Here is a 26,516-nt window from a genome sequence, read left to right as displayed (position 1 = left end):
GGGCCGCGCTTAGTTGGCGGCAGCCTTGGTGGCCGCTCGCTCTTTGGCGATCAGTTGGTCGGCCAGTTGCAGCGCTTCATTGGCACCGCCGGCAGAGCCGATGTCAAAGCGATATTTGCCGTTGACGATCATGGTCGGTACACCGGTGATCTCATACTTCTTCGCCAGGTCACGGGCCTTCTTGATCTGGCCCTGGATGGCAAAGGAGTCGAAGGTGGCCAGGAATTTCTCCTTGTCCACGCCTTGGGTCGCCAGGAAATCGGCCATGTCTTCTTTCTTGGTTAGCTTCTTGCCTTCTTTCTGGATCGCGTTGAATATCGCCGCGTGAACCTTATGCTCGACGCCCATGGCTTCGAGGGTCAGGAACATCTGGCCGTGAGCGTCCCATGGGCCACCGAACATGGCGGGGATGCGGACGAAGTTAACGTCCGACGGCAGCTTATCGACCCATGGGTTGATGACCGGTTCGAACGCGTAGCAATGCGGGCAGCCGTACCAGAACAACTCCACGACTTCGATCTTGCCAGGCTCTGCCACCGCAACGGGGTTGGTCAATTCGACATAGGGGGCGGCGGGCTTTTCAGCCGCTTGGGCAGTCATGCCGAACAGGCTGGCGGCGACGAGCGCGGCGCTGATGATCAGATTACGCATGCTTTACTCCTGGACAATGAGGGGGCCTCGCAAGACCTGCTTCTTAAGACAGACCGTAGCGGGTTCAGTTTCTCTAGTGTAACGGTAGCGGCCACAAAAAAGGGCGGCCAAAGCCACCCTTTTGATGCTCGCATCGACAGATTAATCGAGCGTTAACGTTGCAAGAGGTGTATCCCCTCCAACGCCCTTAGTGCAAGCCCTGGATGTAGCTGGAGAGGGCCGCGATATCTTCGTCACTCAGCTTTTTGGCAATGCTCTGCATGGGCTTGGTGTCGCCATCGTTGGTCCGGCCGCCTTCTTCTTTGCGGAAGTCGGTCAGTTGCTTGCCAACGTACTGGGCATGCTGGCCGCCCAGATGTGGGAAACCGGCAGCGGCGTTGCCTTTGCCATCCGGGGAATGGCAACCGGTGCAGGCTGGCAAGCCTTTGTCGAGGTTGCCGCCGCGGAACAGCGCTTCACCGCGAGCCACGAGTTTTGGATCGGCGGCGCCGACGCTGCCCTTCTGGCTGGCGAAATAGGCCGCGATGTCCGCCAGGTCCTGATCGCTCAGGTTGGTCAGCAGGCCGGTCATTTCCAACACCGTGCGCTTGCCGGACTTGATGTCGTGCAGTTGCTTGTTCAGGTAACGCTCGCCCTGGCCCGCCAGTTTCGGAAAGTTGGGCGCCATGCTATTGCCATCCGGGCCGTGGCAGGCCCCGCATACGGCCGCTTTCGCCTGACCGGCAGCGGCATCGCCAGCGGCGTGGGCTACGCCGGATATCCCCAAGGTCAACAGCAGACTCACGATCAGTTTGTTCATCAGCTAATCCAACTACGGCTAAGGGTTAAAGAGTTATGGACCGGGTTTACTCGCTCATCCAGTGGATGATGGCTCGGTAATCCTCGGCACTGCAGTCCATGCACAAACCACGCGGCGGCATCGCCTTGAAACCCTGGGTCACGTGTTGCACCAGCGTCTCCATACCTTTCGCCAACCTCGGCGTCCAAGCTTCCTGATCACCCTTGCGGGGCGCCATGGGGAGTTGGCCGGAATGACAGGCACCACAAACACGGTTGTACACAGCTTCCGGATCCTGTGTAGCCTGAGCGCTGTAAAGCGGCATCAAGACACCGGCAGCTAGCAGCCATTTCGTCATAAAACGACCTTTTCAGGGTTGGGAACGAGCTGCGTTCTAATGCGCAATTTCGGTCGGTCGCTCCCGTGAGCTTCATCCTACGCTGGGACAAAGCGCACACAAAATCTGCGGCATTATATACTGGCGTCACTGAAACGGAAACGACACAGCTTGCCGCGTCCATTCCCGACGCCGCCCACATCGGAAATCCCATGCAACTGAAGAACCCCATCCTTGGCCTGTGCCAACAGTCCACCTTCATGCTCAGCGCCGCCAAAGTCGATCAATGCCCAGACGACGAAGGCTTCGAAGTGGCTTTTGCCGGGCGTTCCAATGCCGGCAAATCCAGCGCGCTGAACACCTTGACCCATGCGAGCCTGGCGCGCACCTCGAAAACCCCGGGTCGCACGCAGCTCTTGAACTTCTTCAAGCTAGACGATGAACGGCGTTTGGTCGACCTGCCCGGCTACGGCTACGCGAAAGTACCGATCCCGCTCAAGCAACACTGGCAGCGCCACCTGGAAGCGTACCTGGGCAGCCGCGAGAGTTTGAAAGGCCTGATTCTGATGATGGACATTCGCCATCCGATGACCGACTTCGACCTGTTGATGCTCGACTGGGCGGTCGCCAGCGGCATGCCGATGCACATCTTGCTGACCAAGGCCGACAAGCTCACCTACGGCGCGGCGAAAAACACCTTGCTCAAAGTGCAATCGGAAATTCGCAAGGGCTGGGGCGACGCGATCACCATCCAGTTGTTCTCGGCGCCCAAGCGCATGGGCCTGGAAGAAGCCTACACGGTGCTGGCCGACTGGATGGAATTGGCGGACAAGGGCAGCGAAGAGGCCGAATAAGCCAAATCGCAGGCAAAAAAAACCCCGGACTTCTTATGGGGAGGGGGAAGTTCGGGGTTCAAGTTCCGGACCGCTAGGGCGGGGTCCAGATATCTGCCAACACTTAACACAACATAGGAGCATTGAAGGGCTTCACCAGCCATTCAGAATCTCTGAGTGGCGATTCACGGGTTTAGTTCAGATTATTTTTGGAAATAGCCTTAGGAATTTTCCGAACTAAAGACATCGCCCCTGGATTTTCAGTGAGCCAATGTGGCATGGGATGGTTGGGCCGAAGCTATCGCGAGCAAGCTCGCTCCCACAGGGAATGGGTGTCGGGCTCGGTATTCGGCTCGACACAAAACCCATTGCGGGAGCGAGCTTGCTCGCGATGACCATCTTTCATTCCCCCGCAGAGGCATCGGCCGCCAGAAGGGTCCTCGACCTCAGGGCTTGGGAATCAGTGCGCCTCGTCCCAGTTATTGCCCACGCCCACTTCCACCAACAGCGGCACGTCCAGCGTGGCCGCGGTGCTCATGTGCTGGCGGATTTCTTCGCGCACCTGATCGACCAGGTCTTCACGCACTTCCAGCACCAGTTCGTCGTGGACCTGCAGGATGACCTTCGCATCCAGCCCGGACGCCGTCAGCCAGCGATCCACGGCGACCATGGCTTTCTTGATGATGTCGGCCGCCGTGCCCTGCATCGGCGCGTTGATGGCGGTGCGCTCGGCGCCTTTGCGCAGGGCCGGGTTTTTCGCGTTGATGTCCGGCAGGTACAACCGGCGACCGAAAATGGTTTCGACAAAACCTTGCTCGGCCGCCTGGGCGCGGGTGCGTTCCATGTACGCCAGCACACCTGGGTAGCGGGTGAAGTAGCGGTCGATGTAGGCCTGGGACTGCTTGCGATCGACGCCGATCTGCTTGGCCAGGCCGAACGCGCTCATGCCGTAGATCAAACCGAAGTTGATCGCCTTGGCGCTGCGGCGCTGGTCATGGGTGACCGCGTCCAAGTCGACGCCGAACACCTCGGCCGCCGTGGCCCGGTGCACGTCCAGGTCATTACGAAACGCATGAAGCAACCCTTCGTCCTTGGCCAGGTGCGCCATGATCCGCAGTTCGATTTGCGAATAGTCCGCCGCCAGCAGCTTGTAGCCTTTCGGCGCGACGAATGCCTGGCGGATGCGTCGGCCTTCGGCCGTGCGAATCGGGATGTTCTGCAGGTTCGGGTCGATGGATGACAGGCGCCCGGTCGCGGCGACGGCCTGCTGGTAATTGGTGTGGACGCGGCCGGTACGGCTGTTGATCTGTTCCGGCAGGCGATCGGTGTAGGTGCTCTTGAGCTTGCTCAGGGAGCGGTACTGCATCAGCACCTTGGGCAGCGGGTAATCCTGCTCCGCCAGCTCGGCGAGCACCGCTTCGGCGGTGGACGCCTGGCCCTTGGCGGTTTTGCTGAGCACCGGCAAGCCGAGCTTTTCGTACAGGATCACGCCCAATTGCTTCGGCGAACCCAGGTTGAATTCCTCGCCGGCGATGGCAAACGCCTCACGCTCCAGTGCCACCAGTTTTTCGCCCAGCTCGACACTTTGCACGCCCAGCAGGTTGGCATCGACCAACGCTCCCTGGCGCTCGATGCGCGCCAGGACCGGCATCAGCGGCATTTCGATGTCATTAAGCACCGGGCCCAGGCTTGGCGTGGCGGCCAGCCTTTCCTGCAAGGCCTGGTGCAGGCGGAAGGTCACGTCGGCGTCTTCGGCGGCGTAAGGGCCGGCCAGTTCCAGGGAGATCTGGTCGAAGGTCAGTTGCTTGACCCCTTTGCCAGCGATGTCCTGGAAATCGGTCTTGCTCTGGCCCAGGTACTTGAGCGCCAGGCTGTCCATGTCGTGGCGGGTCGCGGTGGAGTCCAGCACGTAGGATTCGAGCATGGTGTCGAAGGCGATGCCCTGGACCAGGATGCCGTTGTTCTGGTCGCCGCCGATGGCGCAGTTGGCCAGGATGTTGGTTTCGAACTTGGCGTGCTGGCCGATCTTGAGCTTGTTCGGGTTTTCCAACAGCGGTTTGAGCGCCGTGAGCACCGTGTCGCGGTCCAGTTGCTCCGGCACGCCCATGTAGGAGTGGGTCAGCGGGATGTAGGCCGCCTCGAAAGGGGCCACGGCGAACGACAGGCCGACCAGTTGCGAATGCTGGGCATCACCGCCGTTGGTTTCGGTGACAAAAGCGAACAACGGCGCCTTCTCCAGTTTCGCCAGCCACGCCTCGAAGCGCGCCTGCTCGAGAATGACCTCATACTTGGCCTCGGCGGCACCGGGCTGTTCTTCGGCCACTTCGACGATCTCCTGGCCGGCACGCTTGGCGTCCCGCTGGTTTTCCTCGAACCAGCTCTTGAACTCCAGCAACGTGTACAGCTCGGCCAGCTTTTCGTGATCGGGTGCGCCCATTTGCAGGTCGTCAAGGCCGATGTCCAACGGCACGTCGGTCTTGATGGTCGCCAGCTCGTAGGAAAGAAACGCCATTTCCTTGTGCTCTTCGAGCTTGGCGGCCAAGGTCTTGGCACCACGGATCGGCAAGGTGGCGACGATGTCCAGTTGCGCGTACAGCTCGGTCAGGCCGCCATTGACGCCCACCAGCAGGCCGGAAGCGGTCTTCGGTCCGATGCCCGGAACGCCCGGGATGTTGTCGGACGAATCGCCCATCAGCGCCAGGTAATCGATGATCTGCTCTGGAGCGACGCCAAACTTCTCCTTCACGCCAGCCACGTCCAGGGCGCTACCGGTCATGGTATTGACCAAGGTAATGTGCCCGTCGACCAACTGCGCCATGTCCTTGTCGCCGGTGGAGATCACCACCGGGCGGTCGGCCGCCGCGCTGCTGCGGGCCAGGGTGCCGATCACGTCATCGGCTTCGACGTTGTCCACGCACAGCAGCGGGAAGCCCAGGGCCTTGACGCTGGCATGCAGCGGCTCGATCTGCACGCGCATGTCGTCGGGCATGCTCGGGCGGTTGGCCTTGTATTCGGCGTACAGCGCATCGCGAAATGTCCCGCCCTTGGCGTCGAACACCACGGCGAACGGACTGTCCGGATACTGCTTGCGCAGGCTCTTGAGCATGTTCAACACGCCTTTGACCGCACCGGTCGGCAGGCCTTTGGACGTGGTCAGCGGCGGCAGCGCGTGGAAGGCGCGGTACAGATAAGAAGAACCGTCCACCAGGACGAGGGGGGCTTGGCTCATGAGCAGGATCAACCTTTTCGGCGGGTCCGGGGCTAGAATAGCGGGACCGTTGACGACAAAGGGACAAGGTTATCATGCGTACACTAAATCGCCTGTTACTGGCTGGCTTGTTTGCAATCACCCCGTTGGCCGTCATGGCAGCGGATGACGCACCCTCGGCGGACCCGGATGTCACCATCCGCACCGAAGGCGATAAAACCATTCAGGAGTATCGGCAAAACGGATTTTTGTACGCGATCAAGGTCACGCCCAAGAACGGCAAGCCTTATTTCCTGGTACGCGCCGATGGCACTGATGCAAACTTCATCCGCTCGGACCAGCCGGATATGCTGATCCCTTCGTGGAAAATCTTTGAGTGGTAGCCCCACTCTGCACTTCAACCGGCGCCCGCTGAAGGGCGCCCGTACTGGCAGTTTTAACCATGTCTGTGTTCACGCCCCTGGCTCGGCCCGAGCTGGAAACCTTTCTCGCCCCTTACGGGCTTGGCCGTCTGCTTGATTTCCAGGGGATCGCCGCCGGCAGCGAAAACACCAATTTCTTCATCAGCCTGGAGCAGGGCGAATTCGTCCTGACCCTGGTCGAGCGCGGCCCGGTGCAGGAAATGCCGTTCTTCATCGAACTGCTGGATGTGCTGCATGACGCCGACCTGCCGGTGCCTTACGCCTTGCGCACCACCGACGGCGTCGCGCTGCGGGAACTGGCGGGCAAGCCGGCGCTGTTGCAACCGCGCCTGGCGGGCAAGCACATCAAGCAGGCCAACGCCCAGCACTGCGCCCAGGTCGGGGAGTTGCTGGCGCATCTGCACTTGGCGACCCGCGACAATATGATCAAGCGCAAGACCGATCGCGGCCTGGACTGGATGCAGGAGGAGGGCGCCAAGCTGCTCTCGCACCTCGACGCTGAGCCGCGTCGGCTGCTCGAAACGGCGCTGGATGAAATCGCGCAGCAGAAGGTTGGCATCCTGGCGCTGCCGCGCGCCAACATCCATGCCGATCTGTTCCGCGACAATGCGATGTTCGAAGGCACGCACCTGACCGGGTTGATCGACTTCTACAACGCCTGCTCCGGGCCGATGCTGTATGACGTCGCCATCGCCTTGAATGACTGGTGCTCGGATGACAGCGGTGTGCTCGATGGTCCCCGGGCGCGGGCTTTACTGGGTGCCTATGCGGCGCTGCGGCCGTTCACCGCCGCCGAGGCCCAGCTATGGCCAACCATGCTGCGCGTGGCGTGCGTGCGGTTCTGGCTGTCGCGGTTGATCGCCGCCGAGTCGTTCGCCGGGCAGGATGTGTTGATTCACGATCCGATGGAGTTCCAGCAGCGCCTGGCGCAGCGGCAGACGGTTCATGCGTTGTTGCCGTTCGCCCTGTAACAGCAGGCAAGCGCGAAGCGGGCTGTTCTTGTGGCGAGGGGATTTATCCCCGCTGGGCTGCGAAGCAGCCCCATGCTTTGGATCTGGCGGACCGCGGTGGAAGATATTTCTTGGGGGCCGCTGCGCGCCCCAGCGGGGATAAATCCCCTCGCCACAGGTTTGTGCATCGACGGGGTTACAGCGACTCCAGGCATCCCGCCAGATCATTCCCCAACTTCTCCAACAACTGCTCATACCCTTGCGCCGTCGCCGGGGTATAGCCGCCCAGTGCATCCAGCTCCGCCAGTTTCACCGGCAACCCGGCCACCAGGGTTTCGGCCAGGCGCGGGCGCAAGGGCGGTTCGCTGAAGACGCAGGTCTTGCCCACCGCTTGCAAGCGCGTGCGCATCGCTGCCACATGCTGGGCGCCAGGCTGGACTTCGGCGGCCACGGCGAACACACCGGCGTGCTTGAGGCCGTAGTTGTCTTCGAAATAGTCGAACGCTTCGTGGAACACGAAATACGGTTTGCCGGCGACCCCGGCCAGACGCGTCTTGAGGCGCGCGTCCAAGGCGTCGAGACGCTGGTTGAAACCCGTGAGGTTGCTCTGGTAGCGGGCCGCATTCGCCGGATCCGCCGCGCTCAGGTCAGCCGCCATTTTCGCGGCGATCACCCGCGCATTGTGCGGAGATAGCCACAGGTGGGCATCCACGGTGCCGGGTCGGTGGTCGTGATCGTGCTCATCGCCGTCATGGTCATCGTCCTCGTGGGACGCGCTGTCCTGGCCGAAGTGACGCAACTTGAGCCCCGGCAGCGCCTGCACCGCGACCGACGGCAGCGTACGACCGTTCAACACGCGCGGCAGGAAACCTTCCATGTCCGGTCCAATCCAGTACAGCAGGTCCACCGACTGCACCTTGCGCACGTCCGATGGCCGCAACGCATAGTGATGCGGCGAAGCCCCTGGCGGCAGCAACACTTCCGGAACAGCCACGCCGTCCTGCACGGCGGCGGCAATCAACTGCAACGGCTTGATGCTGGTGAGGACCTTGACGTCGGCCTGGGCCGGGCCGATCAGTAGAAAACTTGCGATAAAAGCGACAAAGAGCGAAAAAAATCGGGACACGATGACCACTCGAAGAGGCGAGAACGGGTAACATAATAACGTCTCTCACTAAACTCGTCGCTGCCCATGCCTATTACGCCCCTTGCCAGTCGTCCCCACGATCACTCCCACTGCGTGCACACCGCGCTGTCCGAGGCCGACGCCATCTGCGCGCGCCAAGGGTTGCGCCTGACCGCCCTGCGGCGGCGCGTGCTGGAATTGGTCTGGCAAAGCCACAAGCCGCTGGGCGCCTACGACATCCTCGCCGTACTCAGCGAACAGGACGGCCGCCGTGCCGCGCCGCCGACGGTCTACCGGGCGCTGGATTTCCTCTTGGAAAACGGCTTGGTGCATCGCATTTCGTCGCTGAACGCCTTCGTCGGCTGCAACCATCCGGAGCACGCCCACCAGGGCCAGTTCCTGATCTGCCGCGAATGCCACGCCGCCATCGAGCTGGAACAGAAGTCCATCAGCGATGCCATCATCGCCAGCGCCAAGGACGTCGGCTTCGTGGTCGACACCCAGACCGTCGAGGTGGTCGGTCTCTGCTCCGGCTGCCAGGGGGCCTGATGAGCCATGCGCTGATCCGCCTCGAGCAGGTGGCCGTGACGTTCGCCGGGCAGAACGTGCTGGACAACATTCACCTGAGCGTCGAGCCGGGGCAGATCGTCACCCTGATCGGCCCCAACGGCGCCGGCAAGACCACCCTGGTGCGCGCCGTGCTGGGTTTGCTCAAGCCCGACAGCGGCAGCGTCTGGCGCAAGCCCAGGTTGCGCGTCGGCTACATGCCGCAAAAACTTCACGTCGATCCGACGCTGCCGCTGTCCGTGCTGCGCTTCCTGCGCCTGGTGCCGGGCGTGGACCGCGCACGGGCCTTGGCCGCGCTCAACGAAGTCGGCGCCGAACAGGTGATCGACAGCCCGGTGCAAAGTGTCTCCGGGGGCGAGATGCAACGCGTGCTGCTGGCCCGCGCCCTGCTGCGCGAGCCTGAATTGTTGGTGCTCGACGAGCCGGTGCAAGGGGTCGATGTGGCGGGGCAGGCCGAGCTGTACAGCCTGATCACGCGCCTGCGCGACCGTCACGGCTGCGGCGTGCTGATGGTGTCCCACGACCTGCACCTGGTGATGAGCACCACCGACCAGGTGGTCTGCCTCAACCGCCACGTCTGCTGTTCCGGGCATCCCGAGCAGGTCAGCGGCGATCCGGCCTTTGTCGAGCTGTTCGGAAAAAACGCACAAAGCCTGGCGATTTATCACCACCACCATGACCACGCCCATGACCTGCATGGCTCGGTGGTCAGCGCCCCTTCCGCTTCCAATCATGTTCATGGAGATGGCTGCAAGCATGGCTGATTTTCTGTTGTACGCCCTGCTCGCAGGTCTGGCACTCGCCTTGGTCGCCGGCCCCCTGGGTTCGTTCGTGGTCTGGCGGCGCATGGCCTATTTCGGCGACACCTTGTCCCACGCCGCATTGCTCGGCGTGGCCTTGGGGTTCCTGCTGGATGTCAGCCCGGCGGTAGCCGTGACCGTTGGTTGCCTGTTGCTGGCGGTGGTCCTGGTGACCCTGCAACACCGCCAGCCGCTGGCGTCCGACACGTTGTTGGGCATTCTCGCGCCGAGCACCTTGTCCCTCGGACTGGTGGTGCTGAGCTTCATGCATGACGTGCGCATCGACCTGATGGCCTATCTGTTCGGCGACCTGCTGGCGATCAGTCCGACGGACCTGTCGTGGATCCTGGGCGGTAGCGCGGCGGTGCTGCTGTTGCTGGTGGCGCTCTGGCGGCCATTGCTGGCCGTCACCGTGCACGAAGAGCTGGCCCGGGTCGAAGGCTTGCCTGTGCTGGGTTTGCGACTGGCGCTAATGCTACTGATTGCGGTGGTTATCGCCGTGGCGATGAAAATCGTCGGTGTGTTGCTGATTACGTCTTTGCTGATCATCCCGGCGGCCGCGGCACAGCGTCACGCCCGCTCGCCCGAGCAGATGGCGCTCGGCGCGAGCGTGCTGGGCATGCTCGCGGTGTGTGGCGGCTTGGCACTTTCCTGGTTCAAGGACACCCCGGCCGGACCGTCGATCGTGGTCAGCGCCGCTGCGTTGTTTCTGCTGAGTTTTGTCCTGCCTCGTCGAGGGGTGTAGACTTGCTCGCTTTTTGCGCAAATAGAGAGTCGCAGGAATGAAGCCGTTCGCCTCCCGTTATCTGCTCCTTGTCGCATTTTCCCTGCTGCTGGGCGCTTGCCAGAGTACACCGCCGGTCACCCAGGCTCCCGATACGCGGGGCCCGGCCATCGCGCAGCTCGAGCAAAGCCTGGCCAGCAATGAATTGGCCACCGCTGAAGACCAGATGGCCGCCTTGCAAGCCCAGTCGCCCGAAGACCGGTCGCTGGAACCCTACCAGCGGCAATTGGCCGAGGCGTATTTACGCCGCAGCCAGATCGATTTGCAAAAAGGCGACGTAAACGCCGCAGCCACCGCCCTGAGCCGTGCCCGGGCGTTGATGCCCAAGGCCCCGGCCCTCACCGGCGAGGTCAACAGCGCCATTGCCGAAGCTCGCAAGGCCGACCTGGAAAAAGCCGAGGCCGACCTCAAGGCCGCCGAAGCCAAGCCGGTCGCCAAAGTGATCGACCCGAGCGCCGAGAGCACCACCGTTGCGCTTAATATCGGCGATATCCAGAAAATGCGGCGCCAACTGGACGCCATTGCCGCAGATGTGGTGAATTATCAGTGTGACGTCAGCATCCAGGCGCCGCGCACCGATGATTATCCTTGGCTGGCGACTTTGCTGACCAAGCGGGTTAAAAAGCTTGATCCGGGGTCTGAACTGAATCTACGCAAGCAGACCCTGCGCAATGTGCCGGCGCAGATGGTGCTGACACCGCGCAAGCCTTAACAGCATCGTCGGAACGCCGCCCGGAGCAAGCTCGCTCCCACATTGGAGCTAGGGTGATCACAGTTTAGTGATCGACACCTAACCCTGTGGGAGCGAGCTCGCTCGCGATAGCGTCCTACCGGCAACCAGCCTCTTTCAGACACTCAAGCTGGAATCGCCTTCGCCTTAGGTTCCCGCGCCCACACCCGATGCTGGGCAATCGCATCGAAGAACGCCTGGAACTTGCCAGCATCCGCGTCAGGAATCAGCCCCGCATCCGCCTCCAGTTTCAACAACACCAGTAACTGCCGCGCTTCGCCATTCAGCGCGATGGCCTTCAGGTGCTTGTAGGCTTCCAGCAGGTAATGCAACGCCACACCATCGCCGCTCAAGGCCTTGATCGATTCCGCGCCACCCGGTACGAACACCGCGTCGAAGGCAATCGACGGCAACCCTTCCATGGACGCATCCACCGCCAGTTCCTGCCCATCGGCCGTCGTGACCGGTGCCGAGGTCGGCCCCAGCACTTTGGCGTGGGCGCCTTCGGCCTCCAGGGCCTGCTTGAGGGCATCGATGATCGACCCATCGACACCGTTGGCCACCAACACCGCCACTTTGCGCGTCTTGATGTCCCCAGACAGCAGGTTCGCCTGGCTCAAGGCCGGGGACTCCTCCAGCGAGGGTTTCGGCACATCGACGGTGCCGGCGGTAGGCGCCGGTAACCCCAGGTTCTTGGCGACCCGCCCGGCCAGTTCCAGGTCGATGTTGGCGAGAATCTCATTGACCTGCCGCGCCCGGATGAACTCCCGCTCCACCTTGCCCAACTCAAAGCTGTAGGCGGCGATGATGTGCTCTTTTTCGTGGGGGCTCATGCTCTTGTAGAACAACCGCGCCTGGGAGAAATGGTCGGCGAACGAATCGCTGCGTTGGCGGATCTTGTGGGCGTCGATACGCTCTGGATAACTTTCGAAGCCGCCGTCTTCCGGGCCGGGCGGGGTTTCCTTCGGCCAACCGCCGTCGATGGAGTTCGGCTCGTAGGACGCGCGCCCCTTGTCGATGGTGGTGCGGTGCATCGCATCGCGCTGACCGTTGTGCACAGGCGTGATGGCTCGGTTGATCGGCAGCTCATGGAAATTCGGCCCACCGAGTCGGCTGATCTGCGTATCGGTGTAGGAAAACAGCCGACCTTGCAGCAATGGGTCGTTGGAAAAGTCGATGCCCGGAACGATATGCCCGGGGCAGAACGCAACCTGCTCGACTTCGGCGAAGAAGTTGTCCGGGTTACGGTTGAGCACCATCTTGCCCAGGGGCGTGATGGGCACCAGCTCTTCAGGGATGATCTTGGTCGGGTCGAGCAGGTCGAAGTCGAACTTATGCTCGTCTTCCTCGGCGACGATCTGCACGCCGAATTCCCATTCCGGGTAGTCGCCCATCTCGATCGACTCCCAGAGATCGCGACGGTGGTAGTCGGTGTCTTTACCCGCCAGCTTCTGGGCTTCGTCCCACACCAATGAACACGTCCCGGCTGTAGGGCGCCAGTGGAATTTGACGAAGCTGCTTTTGCCTTCGGCGTTGATCATGCGGAAGGTGTGCACCCCAAAACCCTGCATGGTGCGTAGGCTTTTTGGAATGGCCCGGTCAGACATCGCCCAGATCACCATATGAGCCGATTCCGGCACCAGCGAGACAAAATCCCAGAATGTGTCGTGGGCCGAGCCGCCTGTAGGAATTTCGTTATGGGGCTCGGGTTTTACCGCGTGGACAAAGTCCGGAAACTTCACCGCGTCCTGAATGAAAAACACCGGCATGTTGTTGCCCACCAGGTCGAAGTTGCCTTCGTCGGTGAAGAACTTCACCGCGAAGCCGCGCACGTCCCGCACGGTGTCGCCGGAACCCCGCGGACCTTGCACGGTGGAAAAGCGCACGAACACCGGGGTTTTCTTGCTCGGGTCCTGTAGAAAACCAGCCTTGGTCAGCGCCGAATGCGCTTCATAGCTCTGGAAGTAGCCATGGGCGCCGGTCCCGCGGGCGTGAACGATGCGTTCAGGGATGCGTTCATGGTCAAAATGCGTGATTTTTTCACGCATGATGAAGTCTTCCAGCAGCGACGGGCCCCGGGCGCCGACCCGGAGGGTGTTCTGGTTATCGGCGATCTTCACGCCCTGATTGGTGCGCAACGCCTGTTCGGTGGCGTCGGAACGGAACTGTTCCAGGCTTTCGAGCTTGGCGTTGGTGTTGCCGCGATCCAGGGTGTCGGTCCCGGCCAGTTGGCTCTTGTTGACCGTGGGCTTCTTGGTACTCATCAGGCATGACTCCTCTTTACGTTCCTCGCCGTGGCCAGGACTCTTGAGTTCGACGCCGCAGGCACATGACCTCGGCATTTCGAGTGGCTTAATGAGTGACCGACGCCGTTTGGCCGTGTTCCTTTTTTATGTCCTTTGATCGCGTTATTGCCAAATGACTGGTCCGATCGCAAATAAATGCTAAGAACCTCTATACGGACAGGCTAAAATGCGCGCCCGGCTAACCGCTGATCCTTTTCCAACGCGCCCCACAAGGTTCGCTACGTGATCGAGTTTCAAGACGTCCATAAAACCTACCGGGTCGCCGGTAGGGATATCCCCGCCCTGCATCCGACCAGTCTGACGATTGAGAACGGTCAGGTCTTCGGCCTGATTGGTCATTCCGGTGCGGGAAAAAGTACCCTGCTGCGCCTGATCAATCGCCTGGAAGACTCCACTGGCGGCAAGATCATCGTCGACGGCGAAGAAGTCACCGCCCTGGACGCCAGCGGCCTGCGGCGTTTCCGTCAACAGGTCGGAATGATCTTCCAGCACTTCAACCTGCTGGCGTCCAAGACCGTGGCCGACAACGTGGCGCTGCCGCTGACGCTGGCGGGTGAATTGTCCCGCAGTGAAATCGACCAGCGCGTCGCCGAGCTGCTCGCCCGCGTCGGCTTGTCCGACCACGCCAAGAAGTACCCGGCGCAGCTGTCCGGCGGCCAGAAGCAGCGCGTCGGCATCGCCCGCGCCCTGGCGACCAAACCCAAGATCCTGCTGTGCGACGAGGCCACCAGCGCCCTCGACCCGCAGACCACCGCCTCGGTCCTGCAACTGCTGGCGGAAATCAACCGCGAGCTGAAGCTGACCATCGTGCTGATCACCCATGAAATGGACGTGATCCGCCGCGTTTGCGATCAAGTGGCGGTGATGGACGCCGGCGTGATCGTTGAGCAAGGCCCGGTGGCCGAGGTGTTCCTGCACCCCAAGCATCCGACCACCAAGCGTTTTGTCCAGGAAGACGAGCAGATCGACGAAAGCGAACAGCGCGACGACTTCGCCCACGTGCCCGGACGCATCGTGCGTCTGACGTTCCAGGGCGACGCGACCTACGCGCCATTGCTCGGCACCGTCGCCCGGGAAACCGGTGTGGACTACAGCATCCTGGCCGGTCGTATCGACCGCATCAAAGACACCCCCTACGGGCAACTGACCCTCGCCATCACCGGCGGTGACATGGAGGCGGCGTTCGCCCGCTTCACCGCGGCCGATGTCCACATGGAGGTGCTGCGCTAATGGAACTGTTGAGTTCGTTCTTCTCCAACATCGACTGGCTGGAAATCTGGCTGGCCACCGGCGACACCTTCCTGATGCTGTTCGGTTCGCTGTTGTTCACCGTGCTGCTCGGCCTGCCCCTGGGCGTGTTGCTGTTCCTCTGCAGCCCGCGCCAGTTGCTCGAGGCCCGCGGTGTGTATGCACTGCTGTCGCTGATCGTGAACATCCTGCGTTCGCTGCCGTTCATCATCCTGTTGATCGTGATGATCCCGTTCACGGTATTGATCACCGGCACCTCCCTGGGCGTGGCCGGCGCGATCCCACCGCTGGTGGTCGGCGCGACACCGTTCTTCGCCCGCCTGGTGGAAACGGCCCTGCGCGAAGTCGACCGCGGCATCATCGAAGCGACCCAGGCCATGGGCGCCACCACGCGGCAGATCATCGTCAATGCCTTGCTGCCGGAAGCCCGTCCAGGCATTTTTGCCGCGATTACGGTGACAGCGATTACGCTGGTGTCCTACACGGCCATGGCCGGTGTGGTCGGCGCCGGTGGCTTGGGCGACCTGGCAATCCGCTTCGGCTACCAGCGTTTCCAGACCGATGTCATGGTGGTCACGGTGGTGTTGCTGCTGGTGCTGGTCCAGGTGCTGCAGACCGTGGGCGACAAACTGGTTGTGCATTTCTCTAGAAAATAAGGCCTCGCGCCACTAAACCATGAGCCGGCCATTCGCTGGCAGGCGCCAAGAGCAGGCGCCTCACAAGGAGTTAGCTGAATGAAAAAACTACTGGTTGCCCTCGCCGCCGCCGCAGCGTTTTCCGCCCACGCCGCCGACACCCTGACCGTCGCGGCCACACCGGTGCCGCACGCGGAAATCCTCGAATTCGTCAAACCGACACTGGCCAAAGAAGGCGTCGATCTGAAGGTCAAAGTCTTCACCGACTACATCCAGCCGAACGTACAAGTTGCGGAAAAGCGCCTGGACGCCAACTTCTTCCAGCACCAGCCGTACCTGGATGAGTTCAACAAGGCCAAGGGCACCCACCTGGTGAGCGTGGCCGGTGTGCACCTGGAACCCCTGGGCGCGTACTCCAGCAAGTACAAGAAGCTCGACGAACTGCCAGGCGGCGCCAACGTGGTGATCCCGAACGACGCCACCAACGGCGGCCGTGCGCTGTTGCTGCTGGCGAAGGCTGGGGTGATCAAGTTGAAGGATTCGAACAACATCCTGTCGACCACCAAGGACATCACCGAGAATCCGAAGGATTTGAAATTCCGTGAGCTGGAAGCCGCGACCATTCCGCGGGTGCTGACCCAGGTGGATCTGGCGTTGATCAATACCAACTATGCGCTGGAAGCCAAGCTGGATCCTTCCAAGGATGCGCTGGTTATCGAAGGTAGCGACTCGCCGTATGTGAACATCCTGGTGGCTCGTGAGGATGACAAGGACAGTGAGGCGATGAAGAAGCTGGTTGCGGCGTTGCACACGCCGGAAGTGAAGGCTTTTATTCTTGAGAAGTACAAAGGCGCGGTTTTGCCGGCGTTTTGAGCTGATCGGGTGGTGAAAAAACGGGGCTGCGTGGGAATGCAGGCCCGTTTTTTTTTGCTCGGAGGTATGCGGCATTAAGGAAAGCCCAGCGGGAGCAAGCTCCCTCGCCACGAATGTTTGACCGGCCCCCGCTCAATGCCTGTTAACTGCTTGTCTTTCGGTCCGTAAAGGGGGACGGAAGGCAGAGTAAACTTGCCCCTTTCTTATCCGACTGCACTCATGAATTCATTACGCGAAGACAATCGAAAGCGCTTGATACGACTCATCGACCAGATCCCTGTCGATGAGAACCCCGAGGGTTGGACTCATATTACTTCGATAGCCGTCGGTGGGCTGCTATCGGTTGGGTTTTCGCAAAAAGGTCCCTACTTGCTGGTCGTCTCAAGCTCGGGGCGGAGTGTTGTGCACTGCGACACAGGAGAAAAAATTGAGCGCGACTATGAAGAATATGCGGGCTTGAGCGAGCTCGGGTTGCATTGCCAGGGTATTGGCGTGATCGCCGATGAAGTCATACCGCTGTGTGGCATTCAGGGCGGTGGCTTGCCAACCGGCAACATCGCCGGGGAAGGACTGGAGTTGGTTTCCCCGGATTGGCCTGAAAACAGTCTTATTCTGAGCAAACCCTTCAAAAATGCGCTGATTGAAGGTCATCAAGCAGATTGCACGGTGATCTACAGGGACCACGTGAGGGCGTTCGGATTCTCCTGGTGTGGGAACTACATCGTTGCGGCGTGCAGCAGCGACTTCGAACTTTGGTCGAGAAAGTCAAAGTTGTGACGAAAGGCCGTCGCCGGAAGCGCGGCGGCCAAGGGCGTTGCAGTTCTGCTTCATTGTTCAACAACCCTCATGATAAATTCCCCGCCGCGACCTCTAATCAATAGAGGGCATTCAGGGAGAGAAGTAAGTGATCAAGTCTTTGTTGGTTGGGGCATTGCTGGCAATGGCATCAGCATCGGCATCTGCGATGAGTTGCGATAATCCTAGAAACGCCTATGACAGGACCTATTGCGCGTCGCTGAAAATGGTTCAGTCGGATCAGGAAATCAACGAGCAGTACAAGAAGACGATGAGTGCCCTGAACCCGGATCAAAAGAAAAAAGTGAAAGCCGCTCAGATCCAGTGGATCAAAAATCGTGACAGCGCCTGTTCCAACGATGGCCTGCTCTACCTGGACTGTGCCAATGAGAAGACCGAGGCGCGTATCGTCATACTCAAAGCTGTCGAGCGCGAGTGCCGTGCTGCCGGTTGCGACGACGCCAAGCTGTCGCAAGTCGAGTAACCCGTAAACAACGTCGGGCTTGCAGTCGTATCCCTCGAAAACCCGACGTAAAGCGTCGGGTTTTTCTTTGGTGGGTTCACCTGCTATCGCGGCTCAACTCGCCCTTGCCCCTTCTTTCATGCCTGACGCAGGCTGGTCATGATCAGTGCTACGCAGCACCACGCTCGACCATGGCACGCCATGCCTGGACGCTGGAGCGTTCCTGCATCCTGGCGTGCCAGGCTCGCAGTGCGGCACATTCTTCAGGCACGGAGAGTTGCACCAGCGAGGCGAAGATCATGCCGCCCAGTACCGCAATGTCGGCCATCGAAAACTTGTCGCCCGCCACAAAGGCCTGGTCCTTGAGAAGGTTGTCGAAATAGCGCATGCCCCTGATCGCCTTATCGCGCATCCGGGTGCCCCACTCGGCATTCTGGTACAGCTCGACATCGGGGCCGAGGCCCGGCGTGGCATGGTGGAAGTACACGCTGACGGCGTCGAGAAACTCGATCTCGGCACGTTTGGTCATCATATGGATGATGCCTTTTTCAACAGGCGTTTCGCCCGTCAGCGTCGGATGACCGTCCAGGCTATCCAGATACTGGGTAATCGCCGTGCACTCCGCGATCCGCGTCCCATCGTCCAGCTCCAGCACGGGCAGTGTCCCGGAGTAATTGATGGCCAGGAACTCGGGGTTCTTGTGCTCACCGGCCCAGAGATTCACCGGTATGAATTCGATGTTCGGCAGCAATCCTTTTTCCGCCAGCGCAATGCGCACTCGGGCGGGGTAGGGGCCGTTGAACCAATCGTAGATTTTCATCGTAGGAACAGTGGAAACATCAACGCGCTGTTGTGAAGAAGTCATGACTCGAGTACCTGCCTGTCAATTGGTAGGTAAAGATTGAGCCGCCAATTCAGCGCTGTCAATCCCCTACCTGACAATTGGCAGGTATACACATCTGCGCGTAGAATCGCGGTTACCTGAGTGAGTCGAATTTCGAAACGAGGCCGCAACGTGAACGAAAATGCTCGAGAAGCCATCTTGGCGGCAGCGAAAGCCGCTGCCCAACTGCACGGTTACAGCGGAATCAATTTCCGTAGCATTGCCGACCAGGTGGGCATCAAGAACGCCAGCATTTACTACCACTTTCCGAGCAAGGCAGGCCTGGCTGCGGCGGTTGCCGAACGCTACTGGCAGGATGCGCTGCGCATGCTCGAAGAGATACGCGCCGCCCATACCGATCCAAAGGCGTGTGTACGGCTGTACCCCTCCATTTTTCGAAAGTCGCTTGAGGACGGCAACAGGCTTTGTCTGTCCAGCTTCATGGCAGCTGAATACGAAGACCTTCCCGATGAAGTGTCGCGAGAGGTCAGGGCTTTTGCGGACGTTAACGTGACGTGGCTCGCCCAGGTGCTGGCGGATGCGGGAACAGGCAGCGCAGAAGAATGTGAACGCCGAGCCCGCGCCATTTACACCGCTGTTGCGGGTGCTCAGTTAATCGCGCGGACTCGGGCGGATGTCGGCCTGTTCGATGATCTGATTTTGAGCTACCGGGAAGCAGGATTGATTCCAGCCTGATCCTGTAACGCAGATGATGCCGTTTGACTGTAGGAATGGTGGGAGCAAGCTCCCTCGCCACGGGGTTTTGGTTCAATCGGGGCCGTAGGTGTAATTCAGTTGTTTGCGTTGGTGGCAGGGTGCCACAATCGCCATTTTAGTTGCATCACGATCAGGTGGATCAAATGGATGGCCCAAGATCTCGGAACGGCCAAGCTTTTTTCATAGCCGAGCAGGTGCGAACTGATCGACTGCAGCAACTGTTTCGCCAATCCGTTTCTGCGGTTTTCGGCAGTTACCTGGCTGCCATCATGCTGAGTGGGCTGTGTTGGGATCGGTTTGAGCACAGCGCTATTCTTTGGTGGTTGGGCATCCTGACCGCATCGACGTTGTTGCGTATCGCGATGTTCGTCGCCTATTTTCGCAGCGCCGAAAGTGAGCGTACGCCTCAGCGCTGGGAGCGCAGATACTGGGTCACGCTGGTGTTATCCGCCAGCATCTGGGGCGGCGGTGCATTTGTGGTCATGCCGGCGGACGATCTGCTGTCCCAGGCGTTGGTCATGCTGTTTACCGTCGGCATGACCGTCAGCGCGGTGTCCTGCTACTCGGCCTACCGCGATATGACGCTGGCCTCCATTGGCCTGGTGCTGTTTCCATGCACCGTCTGGCTGCTGTTTCAACCGTCCCCGATCCAAGTTGGCATGGCCCTTTCGATCTTGGTGTTCGCGGCATTTGCGGCCCGCGCCACGCACAAAATGTCCCAGGCACTGGAAATCGCCTTTCGTCTTACCCGTGAAATGGAGCAGGCGAACAGCATTTCAACCCGCGCCGCACAAACCGATGAACTGACCGGCCTGAAGAGTCGGCGGGCTTTTTTCGAGCATGCCCAGCGGCTTTATGACGAATGCAAGAGCAACCGGTTAGGGTTGTGCGCCGTCATGTTGGACATGGATCACTTCAAGCACATCAACGACACCTACGGCCATCAGGTCGGGGATCAGGTTTTGCGCGAGATGGGGATGGTCATCAGTTCGTCGTTTCGGGCAACGGACATTCACGGCCGGCTGGGTGGGGAAGAGTTCGCCATTCTGCTTCCGGACACGTCCATCGAGGTCGCCACCCAGATTGCGGAACAGCTCATCGATACGATTGCGGGTTTGATGATCGAGCCTGTTCACTGCATAACCGCCAGCCTTGGCGTCGCGTCGACGGAGGCCTGTAACAAGGATCTTCATAGCTTGATGAACGATGCGGATAAAGCCCTGTATCGGGCGAAGGCGTTGGGGCGCAATCGAGTGGCTGTTGCTTAGTCGGGTTGGCTCTGCATCATTGGCCAGAATTTGATCAACCCCACCTCTACGTCATATTCCAGAAGCGGAACGCGGAGCGTCCCCCGGCGGCGTTCCCACTCGGGAGCGCGGGAACCCTGAACGCTCTCTCTCCAAAGGCCTGCAATCGCCTGGGCATTGATCCCTCTGGCTTCTCCTTGGTTCACCTCGCGGCGAGTGTTCTTGCCCTGTACTGAAAATAATTTCCTTTTAATATCAATCTGTTAATTAAAGGTTGATCATTTCTTGAAAATTTATCTTGCGCGCAAAGTATTTGAGCGTTAATTTTATCTCAACTGATTAGCGCACAAACATTTAGCGCAAATCAAAACAAATACTCGATCAGCCCATTCAGCAAGAGGAAACACCATGAACGTTCTCTATACCGCAGTCGCAACTTCCACCGGTGGCCGTGATGGCCGTGCTGTTTCCAGCGACAAGATTCTCGACGTAAAACTGGCCACGCCAAAAGCCTTGGGTGGTGCCGGTGGTGAAGCCACCAACCCTGAGCAGCTATTCGCTGCCGGCTACTCGGCCTGCTTCATCGGTGCACTGAAGTTTGTCGCCAGCCAGAGCAAACGCAGCATTCCTGCCGACGCTTCGATCACCGCACACGTTGGCATCGGCCAGATCCCTGGCGGTTTCGGTCTGGACATCGACTTGCACATCAACCTGCCAGGTCTGGATCAAGCCGATGCTCAGGCGCTGGTCGACGCGGCTCACCAGGTTTGCCCGTACTCCAACGCGACACGCGGCAACGTTGACGTCCGATTGCACGTCACCGTCTAACTCACTTCACCCACGAATAAAAAACGCCGCTTATCTCTCATGAGGAAGCGGCGTTTTTTTGCGTCACAGGTTCCTAAACGATGCTATCCACCACACCCCCATCAACACGCAACGCCGCCCCCGTGGTGGCCGAGGCCTGCTCCGAGCTGGCGTAGATAATCATGTTGGCGACCTCCTCGACGCGCGCCGCGCGCTGGATGATCGAGGTGCTGCGGTGCTGGTTGACGAAATCCGCCGCCACCTTTTCCAGGCTTTCCCCGCTGCGCTCCACATCTGCCTGGAGCATCTGGGCAACCCCTTCGGAAAGCGTCGGCCCAGGCAACACCGAGTTCACCGTCACGCCCGTGCCGGCGAGGCGCTTGGCCAGGCCGCGAGCGATGGACAGTTGGGCGGTCTTGGTGAAGCCGTAATGGATCATGTCGGCAGGAATGTTCACGCCCGATTCCGACGAGATAAACACGATCCGTCCCCAACCGCGCTCGACCATGCCTTGCGCGTAAGCCCTGGAAACCCGCACACCCGACATCACGTTGGTTTCGAAGAAGCGCTGCCATTCGCTGTCCGGCGTTTCGAAAAAGTCTTGTTGTTTGAAAATGCCCAGGTTGTTGATGACGATATCGAAGCTGGGGTATTTGGCGATCAGTGCCTGGCAGCCTGCCTCGTTGCTGAGGTCGCCAACAAAGCCTTCGGCTTTGGAAGCGAGGCCGCCCAGGCGCTGCAACGCATCCTGCACGCTGCTGTCGCTGCGGCCATTGAGGACCACGTTGGCACCGGCTTCGAGGAAGCCTTTGGCGGTGGCAAAACCGATGCCGCTGGTGGAACCGGTGACTAAAACGTGACGGCCAGTGAAGTCGATTTTCATGGGAGGAACTCCTTGAGTCATGGACCAGAGGGCTGTGCGATGTTTTTGGCTGACGGTCGTTCGACCAAGGGCTTAATCATGGACGCGATTTAGACTTTGCGCCTCCTTGTGGGCATTAACGGCTGACCGCTTTCGCTCAGAAGGGAGCAGTCGTCTATCTACTTGCTGGTGGGGGAAGGCCAGTCGATCTTTGCGCCTTTGCTAAGAACGCATACCCATCCATATCACGGCTTCAGTCCAAGCGATCACCATCGGTGCCAGCGCTCTGAACCAAGGATCGTTTGCATCAATCTGCGCTGCCGAATGGTCATGATGGTGTTGTTCTTCTTCCACGATCGAAGCGATGGCCGCCACTGCGTGCGGATCGATATCGCCCAGAACCTGAAGTTGGTGGGCCAGGTGTTTAAGCACCACACTTTCAACCGCGACGGTGGTGGCAAGAATGGCTTTACGGCCGCAGAGGCCAGTGATCAGTCCCAACGCCAAGCCGCCCATCCCGCACAGCCAGTAACTGCGGCAGCGGGGATAGTTGCGACGTTGCAGTTCCGCGAAGAAGACGGCCCGGTGACGGCGCTCGTGGGAAAGAAACTCCCTGAGCTCACCCACCATATCCGGGAAGAAAAGCCGGGCCATGGTCAACTGACCGCTGTAGATACAGATCGCGCCATGCTCACCTGCATGGTCAACCTTCATCATGCAATTGCCGAGGTCTGTTTCGTTCGCCAGGACGTCTGGTGCATTCACAATGGACTTGCCTTGTTCGAGTGGATGGGCTTTTAGCCGGTCATTGGATCAGGGGCTGAAAGAAACTCACTGGGCGCCGTCAAGCAGGCTCTTACAGAACCTAGGGGTAGCGGTACGATTTGCCAGACGAAGGCTGCGTTCCTTTGATGGCAACGACTGGAGCACGTAGTTCGGGTCGCGTGATGTCATAGACCTGAAGTTCACACCCTTCGCCCCGATCAACAAAGACGAACTCCACCAAATAGACTTTTTGCTTCTCGGGAATAAAGGTAATAGCGATCGGCCCACAGCTGTAATACGACGAGACCGTCGGATTGGCGTTTACCTTTTTCTCGTACTTGTTCTTCGACTGGTTGAAAACGTGGTCTTCGTTGTAAAGCGTCCGATAACCCGGTGCCGGAATCTGACGACTGATCGTCGATGACCCGACCACTTGCAAAGTCTGGCCAGGATCAGCCTGCATTTCCAACTGGGGAAAATGCTTGAAGACCGCGCTGTTAAGACGGTTGAACCATCCACCGGCTTTACTGTGAAACGGTTCGACCACTGTTCCGAGTTGATCCGGGCGTGTATCCGGGTCATTGCCTCGGACCACTTCAAAATCTATTGGATAGGCCACATCGCCAAATGCCTGCATGATCACTTTGGCGTGTTGATCATCCACGGTGGCCTTCTTCTGCTCCAGCATGATGCCATCTGTCCAGAGTGCCGGCGCAGAGCTGCGAGAATCGAAAACGCAGCCGCATAACCCCAAAGATAGAACCATCGTGACAACTGTCTTCACTGCGCTTCCTTGCATCTTGCCACCCAGGGCTTGTACGAAAAGTCGCCGAGCGGCGATCAGGCAAGGCGAAAACAGGCGAGGAAGCGGAGTTTACTGGTTGTAAATGAGCATTCCGAGCCTGTTTTCAACGCAGCATGATCGTCGCGCAGGAAAGGGGTCGACGAAGTTATTAGGGGCCAGGTAGGGCGGCGTGGCTACCTTAAGAACTTACAGACCCGCAGAATTCCAGATAAATGGTCAGGGTTAGAGCGCTCGTTGCAGTTGTATTGGATTTCGGCAGCAAACTCCCTCGTCATTCAGGCCTGCGCGCTGAATCGCTGCGCAGCACGCCGTTCAAGCATCGCGGCTTCCGTCTCTTGGGTCGCCAGTTCGCCTTTGTGCGCCAGTTGATTGAAGAACAGCCCGTCCGAAAACTCCTGGGGCGGCACCGAGCCGGAGCGCTTGAGCAGCGGTGCCAGGTCGATGGTGCTGGCGAAGTTTTCCTTGGTCAGGTTGTAGCGGCCCAGGTAGCTGCCAGACCAGGGCGAGTCGGCATCCACCATGTCGATGGAAGCGTCGCGGAAGGCGCTGGCTGCGGTTTTCAAGTCATTGGATTCATTGAGCAGATCGGTGAGGCGCTGGGTCTCCGAGGTGCTGAGCTGCCCGGCGGTGTTGAGCACTTTCAGCTTGCCATCGGCCTCGACGGTGAAGCCGTATTTCTTGCTGGCCAAATCCGGGTGGGTCGCCGACAGCTGTGACTGGAATGCCTCGAAGGAGGTTTTCAACGTGTTTTTCGCGCTCTCGGTGATCGCGACATAGCGAGGAAAATCTGGCGATTGGGAGCGACCGACCCAGGTGGTAATGGCCACCAGCGGTTGCTCCACGGTCTGGGTTTCTTCACTGGGATGGTAGATGGCCGCTGGGCCAGCGCTTGCCAGTTCTTTTACAGAGCCTGTTGGTGGATGAGTGACCAACGTCTGATCGGAGCGGGTGAGGTGGGTGTTGGCGGGTGCAATAGAGGCAGCGCTAAGGGAGAGTTCCATTTCATCGGTCCATGATTGGCGGATACATCGGGTTATCGACAGCCGGGGACCGAGCTTTAGGATGAGAGATGGCGTGGGGTGAGGTCCGTTAGTTATGTGGCGGCTGTTAGGGCGCTATCACGAGCAAACTCGCTCCCACAGGAATTTATGTTGGAGGCAATGTCTGTAAACAGCCCGGCAAACGGTGGGAGCGAGCTTGCTCGCGATAGCGGTGGGTCTGCTTGCAGCGATGGCGAGTGTGCCGTCGTCATCGCGAGCAAACTCGGCTCCCACATAGGGACTCCCACATAGGGACTTGGGTGCTCACAGATCCTGCATTCACCACAAATCCCAAACCCCCGCTCATATGAAGCAACTCAGTACCACCGCGCCTCGCCCGGCGGGCGCTTCTTGAAGCGTTTCATGCTCCACATGTACTGGCTCGGGTAGGCCCGCACGTAGCGCTCCACCACTTGGCTCATGGCGGCGCAGGCGGTTTCGGTGTCGGTGCTGTACATGGCCTCTGGCGCGGCTTCGAGGATGACTTTGTAGCCGGAGCCGTCCGGCAGGCGCAGGGCGTGAAGGAAGACGCCGACCGCCTTGCCGCCGGCGAGCATGTTCGGCACGAATTTGCTGGTCAGGGCCTGGGTGGCGAAGAAGGGCACGAAGATGCCGGCGGATTCGGCCGGTTCCGGGTCGGCGGGGATGCCCACCTGGCCGCCCTTGCGCACTTCCTTGATGACGCTGAGGATGCCTTCCTTGGTGGAGGCCGCGACTTTGTTGCCCAGTTGCACACGTTGCTTTTGCAGCAATTCATCCACCGCCTTGAGTTTGGGCGGGCGGTAGAAAATGATCGGTTTGCACTGGCTGCAATAAAAGTGGTTGAGCACTTCCCAGTTGCCCAGGTGGCTGGTGATACCCACCACGCCTTTACCGGAGGCCAGGGCTTCTTTCAGCACCTCCAGGCCTTCGACTTCGCGCACCAGGTCGATGGAGCGCTGGGCCGGCCAGATCCAGGCGCAGGCGCTTTCGGTCAGGGATTTGCCGATGTCCTTGAGGCTCTGGCCCACCAGGCGTTCGCGCTCGGCCGGGTCCATCTCGGGAAAGCACTTGGCGAGGTTGATCCGCACCACGTCGCGGGAACGGTTGGGAAATTTCCACATGAGCCAGCCAATCGCCGAGCCCACCGCCTGCACCGCTCGCCAGGGCAGCAGCGCAAACAACCGCAGAGCGCCGACCAGCAAGGCGCCTTTCAACTTATCCACAGGTCACTCCTGAATGTATGGGCCGTGTTGCGAGCCGGCTATTCTAACCGCCGTTTACCAACTCGGCGTAGCGGTCGCAGTCCTGGGTGTGGTCCATGACCATGCCCGAGGCCTGCATCAAGGCGTAGCAAATGGTCGGCCCGACGAAAGTGAACCCGGCTTTTTTCAAACCTTTGCTCATCGCCAGTGCCTCGGGCGTGATGGCCGGCACTTCGCTGCGGTCCTTGAAATGGTTGATGATGGGTTTGCCGTCCACGAACGACCAGAGGAACGCCACCGGATCTTCCAGCGCCAGCCAGGCCTGGGCATTGCGACGGGCGGCCTTGAGCTTGAGGCGGTTGCGGATGATGCCCGGGTCGAGCATCAGCTCATCGATTTCCGCGTCGCTCATCTGCGCCACGCGCTGCACATCGAAGCCGTACAACACTTCCCGGTAGCGCTCGCGTTTGCGCAAAACGGTGATCCAGGACAGCCCGGCCTGGAACCCTTCGAGCAAAAGCAACTCGAACAAACCCTGCGCATCGCGCAGCGGCGTGCCCCACTCCTGATCGTGATAAGCCATGTACAACGGATCGTCAGAACACCAAAAGCAGCGTGGCATAAGGCTCCAGGGGGCGTGCGCACGAACGAATCGGGTATACTCCCGCTCTTTAAATCGCAGCCCAAGAAACAGGTGAAT

28 protein-coding genes are annotated in these 26,516 nt (G+C 60.0%); 15 read left to right on the top strand and 13 right to left on the bottom strand.

Annotation, left to right across the window (positions count from 1 at the left end):
* Window positions 1-9: 9 nt before the first annotated feature.
* The 3 genes from BLU85_RS14970 to BLU85_RS14960 form a co-directional block, all read right to left on the bottom strand.
* Window positions 10-651, bottom strand: coding sequence for a thiol:disulfide interchange protein DsbA/DsbL (locus BLU85_RS14970; protein ID WP_092200100.1), 642 nt, complete (start codon window positions 649-651; stop codon window positions 10-12).
* 187 nt (window positions 652-838) lie between these two features.
* Window positions 839-1,450: a c-type cytochrome gene (locus BLU85_RS14965; RefSeq protein ID WP_092200103.1), complete on the bottom strand. Its 612-nt coding sequence runs from the start codon at window positions 1,448-1,450 to the stop codon at window positions 839-841.
* Between the two features lie 46 nt (window positions 1,451-1,496).
* On the bottom strand, window positions 1,497-1,787 hold the full coding sequence (locus BLU85_RS14960; protein WP_038980343.1) for a c-type cytochrome: 291 nt from the start codon (window positions 1,785-1,787) through the stop codon (window positions 1,497-1,499).
* A 191-nt stretch (window positions 1,788-1,978) separates the two neighbouring features.
* Between BLU85_RS14960 and yihA the strand changes: the two genes are divergently transcribed.
* A complete protein-coding gene (yihA, locus tag BLU85_RS14955) occupies window positions 1,979-2,620 on the top strand; it encodes a ribosome biogenesis GTP-binding protein YihA/YsxC (RefSeq protein WP_003196227.1) in 642 nt (213 codons plus the stop codon).
* Between the two features lie 439 nt (window positions 2,621-3,059).
* Here yihA and polA read toward each other — a convergent pair whose 3' ends face one another.
* Window positions 3,060-5,828 carry a DNA polymerase I gene (gene polA / locus BLU85_RS14950; RefSeq protein ID WP_092200106.1) on the bottom strand — a complete coding sequence of 923 codons (2,769 nt, stop codon included), beginning with the start codon at window positions 5,826-5,828 and terminating at the stop codon, window positions 3,060-3,062.
* 74 nt (window positions 5,829-5,902) lie between these two features.
* On the opposite strand from polA, the gene BLU85_RS14945 reads away from it, so the two are divergent.
* The gene (locus BLU85_RS14945; protein ID WP_018602771.1) at window positions 5,903-6,190 is read left to right on the top strand and encodes a DUF2782 domain-containing protein; all 288 of its coding nucleotides are present in this window, start codon (window positions 5,903-5,905) and stop codon (window positions 6,188-6,190) included.
* Between the two features lie 59 nt (window positions 6,191-6,249).
* The gene (locus BLU85_RS14940) at window positions 6,250-7,200 is read left to right on the top strand and encodes a homoserine kinase (protein WP_092200109.1); all 951 of its coding nucleotides are present in this window, start codon (window positions 6,250-6,252) and stop codon (window positions 7,198-7,200) included.
* A gap of 175 nt (window positions 7,201-7,375) precedes the next feature.
* Here BLU85_RS14940 and znuA read toward each other — a convergent pair whose 3' ends face one another.
* Entirely contained in the window at window positions 7,376-8,305 is a 930-nt protein-coding gene (gene znuA, locus BLU85_RS14935) for a zinc ABC transporter substrate-binding protein ZnuA (RefSeq protein ID WP_092200112.1), read from the bottom strand.
* A gap of 66 nt (window positions 8,306-8,371) precedes the next feature.
* On the opposite strand from znuA, the gene zur reads away from it, so the two are divergent.
* Genes zur through BLU85_RS14915 form a run of 4 tightly spaced genes read left to right on the top strand, consistent with a single transcriptional unit; the run spans window position 8,372 to window position 11,168 of the window.
* Window positions 8,372-8,854 carry a zinc uptake transcriptional repressor Zur gene (gene zur / locus BLU85_RS14930; RefSeq protein WP_092200115.1) on the top strand — a complete coding sequence of 161 codons (483 nt, stop codon included), beginning with the start codon at window positions 8,372-8,374 and terminating at the stop codon, window positions 8,852-8,854.
* A complete protein-coding gene (znuC, locus tag BLU85_RS14925) occupies window positions 8,854-9,636 on the top strand; it encodes a zinc ABC transporter ATP-binding protein ZnuC (RefSeq protein WP_092200118.1) in 783 nt (260 codons plus the stop codon). Before zur ends, znuC begins: the two co-directional genes overlap by 1 nt.
* A complete protein-coding gene (gene znuB / locus BLU85_RS14920; RefSeq protein WP_092200121.1) occupies window positions 9,629-10,417 on the top strand; it encodes a zinc ABC transporter permease subunit ZnuB in 789 nt (262 codons plus the stop codon). Before znuC ends, znuB begins: the two co-directional genes overlap by 8 nt.
* Before the next feature lie 37 nt (window positions 10,418-10,454).
* The gene (locus BLU85_RS14915) at window positions 10,455-11,168 is read left to right on the top strand and encodes a PA5502 family lipoprotein (RefSeq protein WP_092200124.1); all 714 of its coding nucleotides are present in this window, start codon (window positions 10,455-10,457) and stop codon (window positions 11,166-11,168) included.
* 143 nt (window positions 11,169-11,311) lie between these two features.
* Here the strand turns inward: BLU85_RS14915 and katE are convergent, their stop codons facing one another.
* Entirely contained in the window at window positions 11,312-13,528 is a 2,217-nt protein-coding gene (katE, locus tag BLU85_RS14910; RefSeq protein ID WP_170847580.1) for a catalase HPII, read from the bottom strand.
* A gap of 186 nt (window positions 13,529-13,714) precedes the next feature.
* On the opposite strand from katE, the gene BLU85_RS14905 reads away from it, so the two are divergent.
* The 5 genes from BLU85_RS14905 (at window position 13,715) to BLU85_RS14885 (ending at window position 17,527) form a co-directional block, all read left to right on the top strand.
* Entirely contained in the window at window positions 13,715-14,722 is a 1,008-nt protein-coding gene (locus tag BLU85_RS14905) for a methionine ABC transporter ATP-binding protein (RefSeq protein ID WP_060739889.1), read from the top strand.
* Window positions 14,722-15,396, top strand: a complete 675-nt coding sequence (locus BLU85_RS14900; protein ID WP_003196204.1) for a methionine ABC transporter permease — start codon at window positions 14,722-14,724, stop codon at window positions 15,394-15,396. The genes BLU85_RS14905 and BLU85_RS14900 overlap by 1 nt, the downstream gene beginning before the upstream one ends.
* A gap of 78 nt (window positions 15,397-15,474) precedes the next feature.
* Window positions 15,475-16,248 (top strand): MetQ/NlpA family ABC transporter substrate-binding protein, encoded by a 774-nt coding sequence (locus BLU85_RS14895; protein WP_092200130.1) that lies wholly within the window; start codon window positions 15,475-15,477, stop codon window positions 16,246-16,248.
* Window positions 16,249-16,467: 219 nt separating this feature from the next.
* Window positions 16,468-17,025, top strand: a complete 558-nt coding sequence (locus BLU85_RS14890; protein WP_139207926.1) for a hypothetical protein — start codon at window positions 16,468-16,470, stop codon at window positions 17,023-17,025.
* A gap of 127 nt (window positions 17,026-17,152) precedes the next feature.
* Window positions 17,153-17,527 (top strand): lysozyme inhibitor LprI family protein, encoded by a 375-nt coding sequence (locus BLU85_RS14885; RefSeq protein ID WP_092148941.1) that lies wholly within the window; start codon window positions 17,153-17,155, stop codon window positions 17,525-17,527.
* A 148-nt stretch (window positions 17,528-17,675) separates the two neighbouring features.
* Here BLU85_RS14885 and BLU85_RS14880 read toward each other — a convergent pair whose 3' ends face one another.
* The gene (locus tag BLU85_RS14880) at window positions 17,676-18,371 is read right to left on the bottom strand and encodes a glutathione S-transferase (RefSeq protein WP_092200136.1); all 696 of its coding nucleotides are present in this window, start codon (window positions 18,369-18,371) and stop codon (window positions 17,676-17,678) included.
* A 150-nt stretch (window positions 18,372-18,521) separates the two neighbouring features.
* Here BLU85_RS14880 and BLU85_RS14875 point away from each other — a divergent pair, with 150 nt between their 5' ends.
* The 3 genes from BLU85_RS14875 to BLU85_RS14860 all read left to right on the top strand — a co-directional run bounded on the left by BLU85_RS14875 (window position 18,522) and on the right by BLU85_RS14860 (window position 21,181).
* Window positions 18,522-19,085 carry a TetR/AcrR family transcriptional regulator gene (locus BLU85_RS14875; protein ID WP_092200139.1) on the top strand — a complete coding sequence of 188 codons (564 nt, stop codon included), beginning with the start codon at window positions 18,522-18,524 and terminating at the stop codon, window positions 19,083-19,085.
* 164 nt (window positions 19,086-19,249) lie between these two features.
* Complete coding sequence (locus BLU85_RS14870; protein WP_092200142.1) at window positions 19,250-20,374, top strand: GGDEF domain-containing protein; 1,125 nt, start codon at window positions 19,250-19,252, stop codon at window positions 20,372-20,374.
* Between the two features lie 387 nt (window positions 20,375-20,761).
* A complete protein-coding gene (locus BLU85_RS14860) occupies window positions 20,762-21,181 on the top strand; it encodes an organic hydroperoxide resistance protein (RefSeq protein ID WP_003196182.1) in 420 nt (139 codons plus the stop codon).
* A gap of 73 nt (window positions 21,182-21,254) precedes the next feature.
* Here BLU85_RS14860 and BLU85_RS14855 read toward each other — a convergent pair whose 3' ends face one another.
* The 6 genes from BLU85_RS14855 to BLU85_RS14830 all read right to left on the bottom strand — a co-directional run bounded on the left by BLU85_RS14855 (window position 21,255) and on the right by BLU85_RS14830 (window position 26,438).
* Entirely contained in the window at window positions 21,255-22,043 is a 789-nt protein-coding gene (locus BLU85_RS14855) for an SDR family NAD(P)-dependent oxidoreductase (RefSeq protein ID WP_092200148.1), read from the bottom strand.
* A gap of 201 nt (window positions 22,044-22,244) precedes the next feature.
* Window positions 22,245-22,787: a 3-demethoxyubiquinol 3-hydroxylase gene (locus BLU85_RS14850; RefSeq protein ID WP_256572851.1), complete on the bottom strand. Its 543-nt coding sequence runs from the start codon at window positions 22,785-22,787 to the stop codon at window positions 22,245-22,247.
* 100 nt (window positions 22,788-22,887) lie between these two features.
* Window positions 22,888-23,571, bottom strand: coding sequence for a hypothetical protein (locus tag BLU85_RS14845; protein ID WP_256572852.1), 684 nt, complete (start codon window positions 23,569-23,571; stop codon window positions 22,888-22,890).
* Between the two features lie 296 nt (window positions 23,572-23,867).
* A complete protein-coding gene (locus tag BLU85_RS14840) occupies window positions 23,868-24,593 on the bottom strand; it encodes a hypothetical protein (protein ID WP_092200154.1) in 726 nt (241 codons plus the stop codon).
* A gap of 356 nt (window positions 24,594-24,949) precedes the next feature.
* On the bottom strand, window positions 24,950-25,837 hold the full coding sequence (locus BLU85_RS14835) for a lysophospholipid acyltransferase (protein WP_092200157.1): 888 nt from the start codon (window positions 25,835-25,837) through the stop codon (window positions 24,950-24,952).
* A gap of 43 nt (window positions 25,838-25,880) precedes the next feature.
* Window positions 25,881-26,438 (bottom strand): DNA-3-methyladenine glycosylase I, encoded by a 558-nt coding sequence (locus tag BLU85_RS14830; RefSeq protein ID WP_092200160.1) that lies wholly within the window; start codon window positions 26,436-26,438, stop codon window positions 25,881-25,883.
* Window positions 26,439-26,516: the final 78 nt, after the last annotated feature.

Origin of the sequence: Pseudomonas sp. NFACC14, from assembly GCF_900106885.1 — a bacterium.
Classification (GTDB): Bacteria; Pseudomonadota; Gammaproteobacteria; order Pseudomonadales; family Pseudomonadaceae; genus Aquipseudomonas; species Aquipseudomonas fluorescens_AA.
This window is presented reverse-complemented; position numbering and strand designations above follow the sequence as displayed.